The 15,780-nt window shown below is 59.8% G+C and carries 15 protein-coding genes; 11 read left to right on the forward strand and 4 right to left on the reverse strand.

The window, feature by feature from the left end:
* Positions 1 to 25 precede the first annotated feature (25 nt).
* Positions 26 to 655, forward strand: coding sequence for a TetR/AcrR family transcriptional regulator (locus tag PMI03_RS22175; RefSeq protein ID WP_007698313.1), 630 nt, complete (start codon positions 26 to 28; stop codon positions 653 to 655).
* An 89-nt stretch (positions 656 to 744) separates the two neighbouring features.
* On the opposite strand, the gene PMI03_RS22180 is transcribed toward PMI03_RS22175, so the two are convergent.
* Complete coding sequence (locus tag PMI03_RS22180) at positions 745 to 1,272, reverse strand: cytochrome b (protein WP_007698316.1); 528 nt, start codon at positions 1,270 to 1,272, stop codon at positions 745 to 747.
* A complete protein-coding gene (locus tag PMI03_RS22185; RefSeq protein ID WP_007698319.1) occupies positions 1,256 to 1,729 on the reverse strand; it encodes a MarR family winged helix-turn-helix transcriptional regulator in 474 nt (157 codons plus the stop codon). Before PMI03_RS22185 ends, PMI03_RS22180 begins: the two co-directional genes overlap by 17 nt.
* 97 nt (positions 1,730 to 1,826) lie before the next feature.
* On the opposite strand from PMI03_RS22185, the gene PMI03_RS22190 reads away from it, so the two are divergent.
* Together PMI03_RS22190 and PMI03_RS22195 are read left to right on the forward strand one after the other, a co-directional pair.
* Positions 1,827 to 2,195 carry an antibiotic biosynthesis monooxygenase gene (locus tag PMI03_RS22190; protein ID WP_007698327.1) on the forward strand — a complete coding sequence of 123 codons (369 nt, stop codon included), beginning with the start codon at positions 1,827 to 1,829 and terminating at the stop codon, positions 2,193 to 2,195.
* Between the two features lie 53 nt (positions 2,196 to 2,248).
* Entirely contained in the window at positions 2,249 to 2,695 is a 447-nt protein-coding gene (locus PMI03_RS22195) for a DUF1772 domain-containing protein (protein ID WP_007698330.1), read from the forward strand.
* 34 nt (positions 2,696 to 2,729) lie between these two features.
* On the opposite strand, the gene PMI03_RS22200 is transcribed toward PMI03_RS22195, so the two are convergent.
* Positions 2,730 to 3,644 (reverse strand): helix-turn-helix domain-containing protein, encoded by a 915-nt coding sequence (locus PMI03_RS22200; RefSeq protein WP_007698333.1) that lies wholly within the window; start codon positions 3,642 to 3,644, stop codon positions 2,730 to 2,732.
* 202 nt (positions 3,645 to 3,846) lie between these two features.
* On the opposite strand from PMI03_RS22200, the gene PMI03_RS22205 reads away from it, so the two are divergent.
* The 7 genes from PMI03_RS22205 to PMI03_RS22235 all read left to right on the forward strand — a co-directional run bounded on the left by PMI03_RS22205 (position 3,847) and on the right by PMI03_RS22235 (position 12,584).
* Entirely contained in the window at positions 3,847 to 5,037 is a 1,191-nt protein-coding gene (locus PMI03_RS22205; RefSeq protein WP_051696718.1) for an ABC transporter substrate-binding protein, read from the forward strand.
* Positions 5,038 to 5,206: 169 nt separating this feature from the next.
* Positions 5,207 to 6,025 carry a carbohydrate ABC transporter permease gene (locus PMI03_RS22210; RefSeq protein WP_012649910.1) on the forward strand — a complete coding sequence of 273 codons (819 nt, stop codon included), beginning with the start codon at positions 5,207 to 5,209 and terminating at the stop codon, positions 6,023 to 6,025.
* Positions 6,025 to 6,876, forward strand: coding sequence for a carbohydrate ABC transporter permease (locus PMI03_RS22215; RefSeq protein WP_007698344.1), 852 nt, complete (start codon positions 6,025 to 6,027; stop codon positions 6,874 to 6,876). Before PMI03_RS22210 ends, PMI03_RS22215 begins: the two co-directional genes overlap by 1 nt.
* Complete coding sequence (locus PMI03_RS22220; protein WP_007698347.1) at positions 6,873 to 8,963, forward strand: alpha-galactosidase; 2,091 nt, start codon at positions 6,873 to 6,875, stop codon at positions 8,961 to 8,963. Before PMI03_RS22215 ends, PMI03_RS22220 begins: the two co-directional genes overlap by 4 nt.
* Before the next feature lie 5 nt (positions 8,964 to 8,968).
* The gene (locus tag PMI03_RS22225; RefSeq protein ID WP_007698349.1) at positions 8,969 to 10,060 is read left to right on the forward strand and encodes an ABC transporter ATP-binding protein; all 1,092 of its coding nucleotides are present in this window, start codon (positions 8,969 to 8,971) and stop codon (positions 10,058 to 10,060) included.
* Complete coding sequence (locus tag PMI03_RS22230) at positions 10,060 to 11,994, forward strand: beta-galactosidase (protein WP_007698352.1); 1,935 nt, start codon at positions 10,060 to 10,062, stop codon at positions 11,992 to 11,994. Before PMI03_RS22225 ends, PMI03_RS22230 begins: the two co-directional genes overlap by 1 nt.
* 86 nt (positions 11,995 to 12,080) lie before the next feature.
* On the forward strand, positions 12,081 to 12,584 hold the full coding sequence (locus PMI03_RS22235) for a lysozyme inhibitor LprI family protein (protein WP_309574465.1): 504 nt from the start codon (positions 12,081 to 12,083) through the stop codon (positions 12,582 to 12,584).
* Here the strand turns inward: PMI03_RS22235 and PMI03_RS22240 are convergent.
* Entirely contained in the window at positions 12,581 to 13,252 is a 672-nt protein-coding gene (locus PMI03_RS22240) for a hypothetical protein (protein WP_007698358.1), read from the reverse strand. The genes PMI03_RS22235 and PMI03_RS22240 overlap by 4 nt on opposite strands.
* A gap of 252 nt (positions 13,253 to 13,504) precedes the next feature.
* Here PMI03_RS22240 and PMI03_RS22245 point away from each other — a divergent pair, with 252 nt between their 5' ends.
* A complete protein-coding gene (locus PMI03_RS22245; protein ID WP_007698361.1) occupies positions 13,505 to 15,706 on the forward strand; it encodes a M48 family metalloprotease in 2,202 nt (733 codons plus the stop codon).
* The last annotated feature ends 74 nt before the right edge of the window (positions 15,707 to 15,780 follow it).

Consider the following 15,780-nt stretch of genomic DNA (forward strand, 5'->3'; position numbering starts at 1 on the left):
TTTCCTAAGAAAACGAGGAGGTTGCATGTCATCGGAAAAACAACTCGGGCAGCGGGCGCAACGCAAGGCGCAGCGTCCTCAGGAAATTCTGGAAGCGGCCTTCGAGGAATTCGTGGAGCGTGGCTATGTGGCGACGCGCATCGAGGATATTGCCAGTCGTGTCGGCGTCACCAAGGGGACGATCTATTTCTATTTCGAGACGAAGGAGCGGCTGTTTGAGGAGATGATCCACCATATCTCCGTCCCATTTTCCGATATTAGCGCCGACGCGAAAAACTTGAGTGGATCCTATTCCGAAAGGATCAGTATGTTTATCCGCTTGCTTTACGATCGCATCGTGATGGACCGGAATACGCGAGAGTTGCTGCGCTTCGTCCTCACGGAGGGATCGCGGTTTCCGCAGGTGGTGGATCGCCATCATGAAGAATTCATTGTGCCGTTCAAGGAGGCGGCAAGGGATATCCTTGAAGCAGGTGTTGCCGCCGGTGAGTTTCGAAATGCGCCGGCAATCAGGATTCCGGATGCGGTACTAGGGGCGACCATGATGCTGTCCGTATGGCAGATGCTCTTTGCCGATCGCAAGCCGCAGGATGTGGAGGCGTTTTTCAAGGCACATGTGGATGTCATTCTCCACGGATTGATCGCAAAGGACTGAACTGGCTGCGAATGAGGCGGTCATCGATCGTCGGCTCTCAAGCAGGATCGCAGCCGCGCGGGGATTGAGGATATCCCTGACTGACCTGACTAGCCGCCGTACCACATCCGCCAAAGTAGCCCGTCGTGGCGAACGAACTGGTGGTAGAGGGCTGCTCCCGCGTGGAAAATGAGAAGCCCGACCAGCAAGAAGGCGCCCAGGCCATGTGGCGCGCGTGGTGGATAGTCGGTGAAATTTGGCAGCGCGGCGCCGGCTTCGCCAAAGACCGCTGGGGTGGCACCACTCAGGATCATCATGCCGATGCCACTGGCAATCATGCCAAGAATGACGATGTAGAAGGCGAGATGGACCCAGCGAGCGATGCGCTCCTGCCATGCGGGCGATCCCTTCATCGGAAGCGGCTTCAGATCGAACCGCCACCAGACGATGCGGAAGATAGTGAGAAACAGAACGACGATCGCCACCGGAATATGAAAACGCAGGAGACCGGCTTTGGCAGCGGCATCCATGGCATTGGTCGCCCGGAAACCGGAGCCGAGCAGAGCTAGGATCAGAATGGCGCTGATCCAGTGAATTGAGATTGCGACCGTGCCATAACGATCAGGTGTGCTCTTCATCTCCGTTTCCTTCCAGCTTGCTGCGCATCGCCAAAATGACCCTGTGCATCGTTTCGATGTCCTCGATCTGAAGCCCGTCGGAGAGCTCGTTGGCCCACGGCGCCTGCAGGCGCATGGCGGCGTCGAATGTCTGCTTGCCCTTGTCGGTCAGCACCACGAGTTGCGCCCGCCGGTGATGCGGATTGGCTTCAAAGGCGATGAGCCCTTCCTTTTCCAGATCGTTGACGATGCGCTGAACGTTCTGGCGATTGGCTTCCATGTCACGCGCCAGCCATGCGACCGGCTGTGGCCGGCCGGCCGAGATGATCGCGCCGAGAATCTGCCAGCGGGCACTCGTCAGGCCAAGAGGGGCAACCAGCCTGTCGCCGGAGGCAAGAACGCGGCTGTTGAGCCTGAACAGGTCCAAGATCAGATCGGTCAAGGCAGTTGCGGCGGGGGTCAATTCGGTCTTGTTCATTTGTCACCATATAATCAGTTTGACATCATAATGTCAATTATCTATGTGTGTGCCGCACCAGATTGACGCCATGTAACCATATCGAACGGAGTATGCCATGTCGCATATGCGTCCAATGGACCCCTCATTTCCTATCGAACGTCAGGTCGCGGTCGATGCCGCCCCCGTCATCCTCGTGAACGTCTTCACGCTCGATAAACAGGACGAACAGATCTTCCTCAAGGCATGGCAAGACGATGCGACATTCATGAAGCGGCAACCCGGCTTCATCTCGACCCAGCTTCACCGGGCGATCGGTGAAAGCCCGACGTATTTCAACTATGCCGTCTGGGAGACGATGGCTGATTTTCGCGCCGCATTTACGCATCCGCAGTTCAGGGAGAAGCTCTTGACTTATCCATCCTCGGCAGTTGCCTCCCCGCACCTGTTCCAGAAGGTCGCCATTCCGGGCATCTGCCTGGCGTAGACGCAACGTCAACCTCATCAAGATCGACGTAAAAAGAAACAGGAGAGAGGCCGATGCGGCTCCTATTCAACATTCTCGCCATCTCCGGCTCCGCAATGTTCGCCGGTGTCATGTTGGCGATCGGCGTGACGCTCGGAGGCTACTGGAAAAGCCTTCCAGCTTCCGACTTTCTAGATTGGTTCAGCCAGAACGGCCAGTTTGTCGCGCGCACGATTCCTCTTGCGGTCGCTCCTACCCTCATTGGTCTGGTCGGCTCTCTCTGGCTTGGCTGGAACGAGGGAGGAGCGCGCGTGTTTTGGCTAGGGGCGATCGCCTGCGTTGTGGCTGTTCTGGTTCTCACCATTGCCTGGTTCTTTCCGAGCAACGCGCAATTTGCCGTCAAGTCGGTTCCTCTCGATCAGGTCTCCGCACGGCTCGACACCTGGCTCATGATCCATAATGTACGGATCGTGCTTGCCGCCATGGCTTCGGTACTCGGCATTCTGGCGGTCGCACGCTGAGCGGCGGGCAAGCCCGAAGTTCAAAATGACGATGCTAGGCCGCCGAGGCTCCCTTTGTCGTCACCAGACCGAAGCCGCTGCGATATTTGGCCGGCGTCGTGGAAAAGCGCTCCTCGAAGGCTTCGTAGAAGCGCGACAGCGAGCCAAATCCGGATTCGAATGCGACTGCGGCCACCGGCAAATCGCTGGAGATCAGCAGGGACTGCGCGGTATCGAGCCGATGGCGCGTGATCGCCTGATTGACGGTTAGGCCCACGGTCTTCTTGAAGATCGACATGGCATAGTTGGGATGCAGTCCGGCCGCCGATCCGACATCGATCGCCGATATCTCGCCCAGCGCGCGTTCGGCGATGAAGCGGAGCATCTTTTCCACCCTCGGCAGGCGATCGGGATCCTGATTGCGCGAGGCTTCGATGGCGGAGCCCTGTTCCCGCAAGTCCTGCCAGCCCTCGCGGGCGATTCGGCGTATGCGGGCGACAAGCTCGTCGCGGACGATCTGTTCCAGCTCCGGATCGCCTGACAGCAACTCCTCGCGCCATTTCAGAAAAACATCGCGGTCGTGTGCTCTGACGCTCAATGCCTCTATCAACCCGCCACGGAAGACGGCGTCGCGAAAGGTGCCCATGCTGTGCAGGTTGACGAGCACGGACATGGGGACATAGAGGCAGACGAAGTTTGCCGGCTCGGTGACGTCTACGACCTGGTGCGGGATCATTCCCCAGAAAAGGCAGAGCTGCCCTTGCGAGATCTGAAGCCTGCGGCCGTCGAACCAGTATGTGATACGGCCGTCGAGGACATAGTTGAGTTCCACCTGGCTGTGCATGTGCGGACCGCTCATCCGCCGCACGTCCAACCGCTCCCCGGCACAGAAGCGATGATCGCCGAAGACGACGAGAGGGTGGCGCGTCGGGCCGTCATGAACTGGAACTGACTCGTCTTCGATCAGCATTGCAAGAGTCTCCATTGCGGTCGCGATCTTAGAAAACCGGAAACGAACTTTAATATGGCGGTAGAGGTCTACGAATTTGAATGATGAATATCAACGCCGCACATTGGGGGCGATGTGCGCGCCGGCGCTCCGCGCCGCAACAGGTCAGTGGAGGATATACGTGACCCTTTTGAAGAATATCAGCTCGATCGCATTGAGCTACATGCTGGTCGCCTCGGCGGCTTGCGCCGGTGAAATCGTTCTCAATTCCGACCAGTCGGATCCCGTGCCGAAAAAGGCGATGGAGCAGCTGATTGCGGACTTCCAGACGAAGAACCCGGATATCAAGGTCAAGTGGAACAATTTCGATCACGAAGGCTATAAGTCCGCGATCCGCAACTTTCTGACCGCCACGCCGCCTGATGTCGTCGCCTGGTATGCCGGCAACCGCATGGAGCCTTTCGTCAAGGCAGGGCTTTTCGAAGACGTCAGCGACGTCTGGGCTGCAAACGGGCTGAACGACCAGCTGAAGTCTGCCGCGGCATCGATGACCATCGACGGCAAGAAGTGGGGCGTTCCCTACACCTACTATCAGTGGGGCATCTATTATCGCGCCGACATCTTCAAGGATAAGGGCATTACGCCGCCGAAGACCTGGGACGAGCTGCTGGCTGCCTGCGCCAAGCTGAAAAGCGCCGGCATTACGCCGTTTACGATCGGTAGCAAGGCACTCTGGCCGACCGCCGGCTGGTTCGATTATCTCGACCTGCGCGTCAACGGCTACCAGTTCCACATGGACCTGACCTCCGGTAAGGTGCCTTACACCGATCCGAAGGTGAAGGCCGTGTTCGCCAAGTGGGCGGAACTGGTGAAGCCGGGCTATTTCCTTGAGAACCATGCAGCACTCGATTGGCAGGATGCCATGCCTCAGTTCGTTCAGGGCAAGGCGGCCATGTATCTCATGGGCAACTTCGCCGTCGCTCCGATGAAGGATGGCGGGCTGAAGGAAGACCAGATCGGCTTCCTGCCGTTCCCGGAAATCACCGCTGGCTTGCCTGCGGCAGAAGAAGCACCGCTCGACACGTTCCACATCCCGTCGGGCGCGAAGAACAAGGAAGACGCCAAGAAGTTCCTCGCCTATCTGGCATCCCCGGAAGCGCAGACGAAAATGAATGCGACCCTCGGCCAGTTGCCCGTCAACAACCAGTCGACGCCTGCGGACGACAAGTTCCTGAAGGCCGGCTTCGAGCTGGTGTCGAAGGCCCAGGCTCTCTCGCAGTTCTACGACCGCGACGCTCCGGCCGATATGGCAAAGGCCGGCATGGAAGGCTTCCAGGAATTCATGGTGAAGCCCGACAAGATCGACGCGATCTTGGCACGCCTCGATAAGGTACGCGCCCGCGCCTACAAGTAGTCCATTCCAACGATGACCCGCTGCCGGACGTTCACGACGTCCGGCAGCGTTCTTACTCGCATTTGCATAGGAGCAGACAGTGGGCACGAGCAGCACCGCTCTACCGGGGTTCTGGAAACGCAATCAGCGGACCTTCGCACCCTGGCTCTTTCTTGCGCCGGGCGCCCTGATGTTCCTGGTCTATGTGATCCTCCCGGTCTTCCAATCCGTATGGATCAGCTTTCACGACTGGGATGGTCTGGGGCCAAAAACCTGGATCGGTCTTGGAAATTACGTCGAGCTTTTCTCCGACGACGCCTTCTATACGTCGCTGGAAAACAACATTATCTGGCTCGTCCTCTATCTGCTGGCGGTCCCGGCGGGCCTGGCCGCGGCCCTGTTCCTGAACCAGACCGTTGCCGGCATCCGGATCTACAAATCGCTGTTCTTCTTCCCCTTCGTGATCAGCCAGGTCGTCGTCGGCCTGATCTTTACCTGGTTCTATGCGCCGAATTTCGGGCTATTCTCGGTGCTGACCGAGGCTTTGACGGGGACGCAGATCGCCATCCTCGCGGATGAGCGTCTGGTCACCTACGGCATCATCGCGGCCGGCCTCTGGCCGCAGATCGCCTATTGCATGATCCTCTACCTGACCGGCCTCAACAACATCAATCCGGAACAGATTGAGGCCGGGCGCATGGATGGCGCCAAGGGCTGGCACCTGTTCTGGAATATCGTGTTGCCGCAGCTTCGGCCGGCCACCTTCATCGCGGTGGTGGTGACGGTCATCGGCGCGCTTCGGTCCTTCGACCTCGTCTCCGTGATGACGGCCGGCGGTCCCTACGGATCGAGCCGCGTTCTCTCCTACTACATGTATGAAGAAGCCCTCTCCGAATACGGTTTCCGGATGGGATATGGCGCCGCCATCGCGGTCGTGCTCTTCCTGATCATGATGATCTTCATCACCTTCTTTCTCATCCGCATGCTGAGACAGGAAAGGAATTCCTGATGTTTCCAACACCTGTCCAGAAATCGGCACCATGGGTGTCCTCCGCCTACCAGATCATCCTGCCGATCGCGCTGATCATCTGGCTCCTGCCGCTGATCGGCGTCGCAGTCACCTCGATCCGGCCCTCGGGGGATTTGGCGGCCGGCAATTATTTTGGCATTCCCTCGGGCTTTGCCGGTGTCGAGAACTACACCGCTGTCTTCCGGGATTCGCCAATCGGCCACTACATCCTCAATTCGTTCAAGATCACCATCCCGACGGTCATCGGCGCGGTCGGGCTGTCATGCCTTTGCGGCTTCGCGCTCGCCGTCTACCGCTTCAAGGGAAGCCTGGCGCTGTTCTTCATCTTCGTTGCCGGCAACTTCATCCCGTTCCAGATCCTGATGGTTCCGGTGCGCGACATGACGCTGAAGATGGGCCTCTATGACACGGTAACCGGGCTCGTGCTGTTCCACGTCGCGTTCCAGACGGGCTTCTGCACCTTGTTCATGCGCAACTTCATCAAGGGCTTGCCTTTCGCGCTGATCGAGTCGGCTCGCGTGGAGGGCGTTTCTGAATGGCGGATCTTCGTCCATATCGTGCTGCCGCTGATGCGTCCGGCGATCGCGGCATTGTCGGTGCTGATCTTCACCTTCGTCTGGAACGACTATTTCTGGGCAACGGTACTCGTACAGGGACAGAGCGCCATGCCAGTCACCGCCGGCCTTAATTCCCTCAACGGACAGTGGGTTGCCGCGTGGCATCTGGTGTCGGCGGGATCCATCGTCGCGGCGATGCCGCCGGTTCTGATGTTCTTCTTCATGCAGAGGCACTTTATTGCGGGCCTCACTCTCGGAGCGACCAAGGGATGAGCAAGACTGTTGTTATCAAAGCCGGCGCGGTGTCGCTGGCGCTCGGCCTGCCTGTAAGCGGCATGCCGGAGATCCTCGGCTTCGGTCGCGGAGCGCTTGCGCCGGAATTCTGGCCTGACGTTCCGCGTTCGAGCCGTGTCAACGGCATGGATATCGCCGTGCCGTCGAATGTTCTGCTGCCTGTCGGCGGGCTCGGCTTCTTCGGCTGGCCGGCGATCTCAGGGCACCGCGACGGGCGCTCGTTCATCCTGGAGTTCCAGAACTGGCAGGCCGAGGAGATCGCTTCCGGTGTCATTCTGAAGGTTGAGGATCCTCTCGCGGAGATCGGCCTGCGGATCTGCATCGAGGCGAGCCCCGCCGAAGTGTTGTCGATTTCGACATCGCTGACCAATCTTGGTTCCGGCGATTACACCCTCGACCGATGCATGGCGGCGAGCTTCCTCATGCCTGCCGGTGCGGCGGAGCTGACCACCTTCACAGGCATGTGGGGCCGGGAATTCCAGACACGCCGCACGGCAATTGCCGACGGGCTCTGGATGCAGGAAAGCCGGCGCGGGCGCACCTCGCATGACCGCTTCCCCTTCGCTTGCCTCGAATGCGGTGGCGAGCGGATGGGCTTCCATCTCGGCTGGAGCGGCAATCACCTGATGGCGATCGATACGCTTGATGACGGGCGCCGGCTGGTGCATCTCGGCGAGCTCTTCGAACCAGGCGAAATACGTCTGGCAACCGGCGAAACCTATGCTAGCCCGACAGCCTTTGCCGGGCCTGACAGTGAAGCTTTCCATGCCTTCGTGCGAGAGAGCGTAATTGCTTGGCCGGGCGGCGAGATGAAGCCCCGGCCGGTGACGCTGAACACCTGGGAAGGCAATTACTTCGATCACCGCATGGACTCTCTCAAGGCCCAGGCCGATGCGGCGGCGGCCGTCGGCATCGAGCGCTTCGTCCTCGATGACGGTTGGTTCGGCAAGCGCGATGACGATACCACCAGCCTCGGCGACTGGTTCATCGACGAGCGGAAATATCCCGAAGGGCTTAAGCCGCTCGTCGACCATGTGACTTCCCTTGGCATGGAATTCGGGCTCTGGTTCGAGCCCGAGAATGTAAATCCCGAGTCGGAGCTCTTCCGTGCTCATCCCGATTGGGCTCTGCAGGTCGAAGGGCGTCCGCTGCTTCTGTCGAGAAACCAGCTGGTGCTGGATCTGACGCGGCCGGAGGTCAGCGGCTATCTCTTCAGATGCATGGAAGCCGTGCTTTCCCAGCATGCGATCGCCTATATCAAATGGGACATGAACCGCGACCTGACCCATGCAGGCGGCGCGGATGGCCGTGCTCGGACCGCGCAGCAGACGCGGGCGGTCTATGCCCTGATGGATAGGATCCGGCAGGCGTTTCCGGCCGTCGAGATCGAAAGCTGCGCATCGGGCGGCGGGCGTATCGATTATGGTGTTCTCCGACACACGCACCGCGTCTGGACCTCCGATTGCACCGATGCCTTCGAACGGCTTGAAATACAGCATGGGGCCTCGCAGTTCGTTCCGCCGGAACTTCTCGGCGCGCACATCGCCGCGTCGCCGAACCACCAGACCGGCCGCAGGCTGACGCTTTCCTTCCGGGCGCTCGTCGCGCTCGCCTATCATCTGGGCGTCGAACTCAACCCGTTGACCCTCGATGCGGACGAGAAGCAGGAGCTTGAAGGCTGGATCGCGCTTCATAAGAGCCTGCGTCCGCTCCTGCATGCGCCTGGCAAGCAATTTCGCCTGCCGCCACTCGACGGCCGTTACGTCTGGGGTGCTGCGGACGAGAGCCGTATCGTGGCTTTCGTCGCGCAGGGTCCGCAAATGGTTGGCGAGCAGCCGGCGCCGGTTCGCCTGCCGGTGAGCGGTGAAGGTGCTGGCAAGTGGCGTGTGAAGGCGATCCATCCCGCCGAGCCCGAGTTCATCCGGATATCGGAAGGACAACAGCGGCTTCTGAACGGCGAACTGACCTTCAGTCTCGATACGCTCCGGCATGTCGGCTTGCCGCTGCCGATGCTTCGGCCCGAAAGCGGGCTTCTTCTTGAATTCGAACCAGTGACGGGAGACTAAGTCTCATGGGGAATGTAACGCTTAACCGCGTGACCAAGCAGTTTGGTGCTGCCAGCGTCATCAAGGGCGTCGATCTGACGATCGAAGATGGCGAGTTCTGCGTCTTCGTCGGGCCGTCCGGCTGCGGCAAGTCCACGCTTCTGCGCATGATTGCAGGGCTTGAGGATATTTCCTCCGGCGAACTCAAGATCGGCGGCAATGACATGACCAGGGTCGGCCCCGCCGAGCGCGGTGTCGCCATGGTGTTCCAGAGCTACGCTTTGTACCCGCATATGACGGTCGCGGAGAATATCGGCTTCGGCCTGCGCATGACCGGCCACTCCAAGGATGAGGTCGCTCGCCGCACCGATGCCGCCGCCGAGATGCTGCAGTTGAAGTCCATGCTCGACCGCAAGCCGTCCCAGCTTTCGGGCGGCCAACGTCAGCGCGTCGCCATCGGCCGCGCCATTGTGCGCAATCCGCAGGTGTTTCTTTTCGACGAACCGCTGTCCAATCTCGACGCCTCGCTCCGGGTTCAGATGCGTACGGAGATCAGCAAGCTGCATCAGGATATCCGCACGACGATGATCTACGTCACCCACGACCAGGTCGAGGCCATGACCATGGCCGACAAGATCGTCGTGCTGCAGGGCGGACTGGTCGAGCAGGTTGGGTCGCCGCTGGAGCTTTATCATCGCCCGAAGAATATCTTCGTGGCTGGCTTCATCGGATCGCCGAAGATGAATTTCCTGAAGACCAAGGCTTCGCCGGTCGATGGCGGTGTGAAGGTCGATCTTCCCGGCGGCCAGTCGATCACGCTGCAAGGCGGTTCGGTGAAAGAAGGCCAATCGGTTACTCTCGGCATCCGCCCCGAACACCTCGATCGAAGCGAAGGCGGTGACGCGACGCTTCAGGGCAAGGTGCGCCTTGCCGAATATCTGGGATCGGAAACGATGTTCTACATCGCCCTTGCCGATGGCACCGAGATTGCGGTGAAGGCGGATGGTCTCGCGCAGGCCAAGCCCGGCGATGATTTTGCCATTCATATTCCTGCGGCTGCCTGCCATCTGTTCGACGATGCCGGCAATGCCATCCTCAACGGAGATCTGACGAAATAATGCTTGGCGTTTGCTATTATCCGGAACATTGGCCCGAGAGCTGGTGGGAAAAAGACGCGCGTCGCATGCGGGCGCTTGGCATTTCTCATGTCCGCATCGGCGAGTTCGCCTGGTCGCGTCTTGAGCCGACGCGCGGCTCCTTCGATTCCGGCTGGCTCGACCGGGCGATCGACACGCTGGCGGCCGCCGGTCTAAAGGTCGTGCTCGGCACGCCGACCGCCACGCCGCCGAAGTGGCTGATGGACGAATATCCGGAGATCGCTCCGGTGGATGAGCAGGGCAGGGTGCGGGGCTTCGGCTCGCGCCGTCATTACACTTTCTCATCGGACGTCTGGTGGAAGGAGTCGGAACGTATCGTCGAGGTCGTCGCGAAGCGATATGGTGAGCATCCCGGTATTGTCGGCTGGCAGACCGACAATGAATATGGATGCCACGATACCAGCCTTTCCTGGGGCGCCGAAGATCTGAAGGCGTTTCGCCGCTGGCTTCGCCTCCGCTATCAGTCGGCGCAGCAATTGAACGAGGCCTGGGGCAGCGTCTTCTGGTCGATGGAGGTCCAGAGCTTCGAGGATGTCGTGCTGCCGAATTTGACGGTGACGGAAACGAACCCCGCCGTCCGGCTCGATTTCTGGCGCTTCCATTCCGACCAGATCGCCGCCTATGACCGCATGCAGTGCGATATCATCCGAAAGCACTCTCCAAACCGTTGGATCACCCATAATTTCATGGGCTTCGTCAACGATTTCGATCATTGGAAGGTTGCCGAGAACCTGGATCTGGCCTCCTGGGATTCCTATCCGATCGGCTTTGTCGAGAAGTTTCCCTTCAGCGAGGAAGAGCGCGTGCGCTGGGCGGAGACATCCCACCCCGACATTGCCGCTTTTCATCACGATCTCTATCGCGGCGTCGGCAATGGCCGGTTCTGGATCATGGAGCAGCAGCCGGGGCCTGTGAACTGGGCGCCATGGAACCCGGTGCCCAAGCCGGGCATGGTGCGCCTGTGGAGCTGGGAAGGTCTTGCTCATGGGGCCGAGGTCGTCAGCTATTTCCGCTGGCGTCAGGCGCCGTTCGCGCAGGAGCAGATGCATGCCGGCCTGAACCTGCCCGGTCTCAACGAACTCTCGCCGGGAGGCAAGGAAGCCGAAATCGTCGGGCGTGAGATCGAGACCGTCGGTCCGTTGCCGGAAGCCGCTCAGGCCCCGGTCGCAATCGTCTACGACTATGAAAGCTACTGGTCCGCCGTCATTCAGCCGCAGGGCAAGGATTTTCGCTATGAAGAGCTCGCCTTCCGCTGGTACGAGGCGGTCAGGAAGCTCGGGCTCGACGTCGATTTCGTCCGTCCGGGTCAGTCGCTGAAAGGCTACAAGCTTGTTCTCGTTCCCTGCCTGATGCATGTCTCCGATGTGGCTCTGGCCGCGTTCGAACAGGCTGATGGGACCGTGCTTTTCGGTCCGCGGACCGGATCGCGGGACCGCCACTTCCGCATTCCGGCCAATCTTCCGCCGGGACCGATCGGCGACCTCACCGGTGTCAGGGTCACGCAGGTCGCGTCCTTGCGGCCGGGGCTCCGCGCCTCGTTGGCCGGTGCGGTCAACGGTCAGGCGACAAGATGGCGCGAACATATCGAGACGCAGTCGGATGCGACTGTCGTGGCGACCTTCGAAGACGGCGCTCCGGCGCTGGTGTCGAAGGGCCGTTATCTCTACCTCGCCTGCTGGGCGGACGGTGCACTCCTCGGCAATCTGATGTCCTACCTCGCGTCCAGCCTCGACCTGTCAACCACGGCGATACCCGATTTCATCCGTCTTCGCCGCGCCGGCAAGCTGACATTCGCGTTCAATTACGGGCCAGATGCGTGGACAATTCCCGGAGAGCAGGATTTCGTGCTCGGCGAGCAGGAGATCGCTCCGTTCTCTCTTTCAGCCTGGAAATAGACACTGGGCTGGCGTGCAACGTGGAATAGCACGGCGGCGGTTTCGCCGCCGTGGCCCCATGTCGAGACGAAAAGCTATTTCATTTGTTGCGATGGAATGGCATGGAGAAAGGACGACTGCACCGCTACAAGCATTTTCGCTTCGGTTGTTCCGCCATGATGTCTGCACAGCAATACCTCGCAGCACTTTTGCTGGCCTCTTTCGTATCTCTTCCGGCACTTGCCGCAGACCAGAAAGATCCAACCGACCGCAGCCTTGATCTCTGCCTGCAAGATCCGAATAACGGATCGACGGGCGACCAGACGGCCTGCGAAACAAAAGCGCTCGCATCCTACGACAAGCGAATGAATCTCGCTTATTCCACACTCCTCAAGGAGCTTTCGCCGCCAGCCGCACAGGACCTCAAGACCGCACAGCGCAGTTGGATCGCCTATCGCGATCTGGAAGCGAAGGCGCGGGAAAGCCTCTTTGAGACCCGGAACGGCAGCATGTATGCCCCGATGGAGGCGGATGCGGAAGTGGCTCTGACCAAGGAGCGCGCGTTACTTCTGGAGCGCTACGTTCGGGTGCTGGACATTGACGGCCCCTAAGCGATGCGCTGGTTTCTTTTCGGTCGAAAAATCAGGTAGACCAGCAGTCCAGCCAACAAGGCTATCGCCCCCAATGACAAGAAAAGCATGGAAGACAGCTTCTTGCTTTGTGTCGTCGCGTCATAACTGACCAGCGTCTCTCCGGCCTTGTTTTTCAGCTCGAACGCTTCGGAGCGGCCCGTCTGATCCTTGACTAGCCCGACGATGTCGGTGTCGATCCAGCTGCGAAGCTCCTCATCGGACATCACAGCATTGACCTTCCACACCCGTGGTTCCGTTCCCGCGGCCGACGATCCAGTGGGTACGACTGTCAGTTCTATCCACCAGTTGGATGCAAACGGATTGATCGAGCTCGCCGACTGATCGCTGTTTTCTTCCGCCCGATGCACTGTCGAAATGCTCGTTATATGAGCGGCGACCTGGGTCAGTTCCTGCTCGGATGGCACCTGCTGGGAGAGGCCATATACTGTCGACCCAATACCGACGGCGGCCAGAAACAAAGCGGCGTTCATACGCTTCTTCTGCAGGCCGCTTTGCGCGTCTGTTGGATCTACCGTGCCTGTTCCGGCGAGACGATTGGCGCGGCGTCTGCGGGAGTTCAGGAAAACCGCGGCGAACAGCACGATGAGGATCACATAGATCAGAATATGCGCAAGGCTGTAGGGCAAATTCGTCTCCTCCACTTTCAATTGCTCGAATCGTGGACGTGATCCTTGAGTTGAGCCGTTCCGTTATAATCAAAAACACTTGAATGCCAATCTAGGGCCGAGCCACAATCCTGGCGACACCATCGCCGTGCCGCCGACGTCGCTTGCCCCGCTGAATGCTGATGTTTTCAGTGGGGAGGTCGATATCGCTATGGTAGAAAACCTCGCGGCAAGACTTTCGTCACCGCGAATTGGCATGGAGCAGCACACGAGATGAATGTGACCCAGACCAGCGGCGGGAACGGCAACCGCAAGATCGATTTCCGCGCGAGCTTGGTTTTGGTCGTGTGGGTTCTTCTCGTGCCCATCGCGCTAACCGCCCTGGGGCTCTGGCAGGCGCATCGCGCGGCCGAAACCCTCGAAAACGCGGAGCGCTCTTCGGCCGAACTTTCGACAACCTCTGCCCAGGTGAAGGAAATCGCGGCAACCAATCCCAATGCCAGTCTCACCTTTGAGGGAGAGGGCGGGCCGATCTACCTCTCCGCGCTGGTTGCGGTTTCGCGGATCAAGGACGCCCTTTCGCAGGCCGACGAGGATCTTGAGATCTCCCGGATTCGTCGGCCGCTGGTCTGGGTAACGATCGGCGGAGCGGTTCTTGCCTTTATAGGTGGCGCAGCCGGTCTCATCACCGCGACCATAAGCGGGCTGCGGGCGCGCCGCTCGCAGCGCCAGTTGATCAAGAGCTTTCAACGTCTCGGATCCGTGCTGCCGTTTATTCTGGCTATGGTGGTGATTGGGTTTTGTATCGGCGTCAGCGCGGCAATATTGTTCGAGGCGATCAGCATCGGCCTATGGGCGGACCTGACGACGGGAAGTGCCAAACTCTTTGTCGCCGCCTTGGCGCTGGCCATCGTGGCCGCCTATAGCGCCTTCATGGCCCTGCGCGGACTGCGGGATGTCTTTGCGCTGTTCACGCCCGAGCCTCTTGATGTCTCGGGGCGAGCCATTGGCGAAGCGGAGGCACCGGAACTTTGGCGTTTTGCCCGCAGCCTGGCCGATCGGCAAAATGCCTTGCTGCCCGATACGATTATCGTCGGCCTTACTGAAGGCTTTTTTGTTACCGAAAGCCAGGTGCGTCTGTGGCCGGAAGACAGGCTACTGACCGGACGGTCGCTCTATCTGCCCGCGCCCTATCTCGATCTGCTCGATCGACCCGAAATCACAACCATCATCGGCCATGAGTTCGCGCATTTTTCCGGCGAGGATACCCGCTACAGCCAACGGTTTACCCCCATCTATGCAGGTTTCTGGCGTGCGCTGACGGCACTGCAACGAGTCGATGGCGGCCGTTTCGTTTTGTATCCGGCGGTTAAGCTTGGCTTTCATGCCATCCAGCAGTTCGATCACGCGGTCTGGCACTGGAGCCGGCTGCGAGAATTCGAAGCCGACCGCATGGGTAGTCTGCTCGGTACGCCGGCAGATGCCGCCTCGGCGCTGATCCGCACCGGCGTCATCGCGCCGGCCGTCACCTATGTTCTCGGCCGAGCCCACGCAGAATCCGATAATGATGCGTTGCGCGATCTCGTCGCTGAGACGACGGAGCTGGTTCGCACGGAAGGATGGGCCGATCCCATTCCGCTTCTTGAAGACCGGCAATCACACCCGACGGACAGCCATCCACCGACGATCCGGCGCATATCGGCCCTGGGTGTCCACCTTGATGAGGATATTCTGAGGAGAGCGACGCGCCGGCCGGAGCAGGGCGTTCGATCCTTCGTGCATGAGCTGTTTCCGGATTGGACAGGCTTGTGCCGCCATTTAAGCCAGGATTTCATCGATGATGCGCGCAAAGCGCGTGCCCTTCGTCGCGAAGCGCTTGAAAAGGTCGTCGCTGATGTGGCCGACGAGACCGTTGTCTATGACAACGTCAAGCCGATGATCTGGACGATGGGGATCGTGGCGGGGATTTTCGGCGCATTCGGCCTGACGGTCGTGGTGTTTTCCGCGCAGGCAGGCCTCGGCTATGACAAATTCGGGCAGATGATGATGGCTGTTGTCACCGGCACATGCGCGGCGGCAGCTGCCATTTATGCGGTTTTTCTCCATCGGAGAGCGGCAAGACCACTCATGGTGTTGAACCCGGACGGACTGGTTTCGCTGCGGTTGGATAGGCCTATTGCCTGGACGGAAATTGCCAAATACGCGGTCTACGCATCAACTCGTTTCTCCCTGCGTCTCTGGCTCCATCAAGACGCAACCGTGCCCAAGAAGGACTGGAGCGCGCTCTATAGCAAGGTCGACCGTCGACGGAGCATCGTCACATTGGGGGCTATGGGGATACGAGGCATGAAGCCGGCAGATTTCAGCGCCCTCGTTGGCCGGTATCTTTATGCCGCCTATGCCCGCCAGGAATTGGCCGCCGCTGCATCAGGGTCGATCCAGGTCGCGACCGCTGACGAAAACGTAGATCAATAATGCGCTCCTTGGGGCAGTCACCTCAAGCTGGACGACCAAGCCAAGCCTCAGTGTCGAAACAGCTTCGAGCGCGC

Source organism: Rhizobium sp. AP16, from assembly GCF_000281735.1.
Classification (GTDB): domain Bacteria; phylum Pseudomonadota; class Alphaproteobacteria; order Rhizobiales; family Rhizobiaceae; genus Rhizobium; species Rhizobium rhizogenes.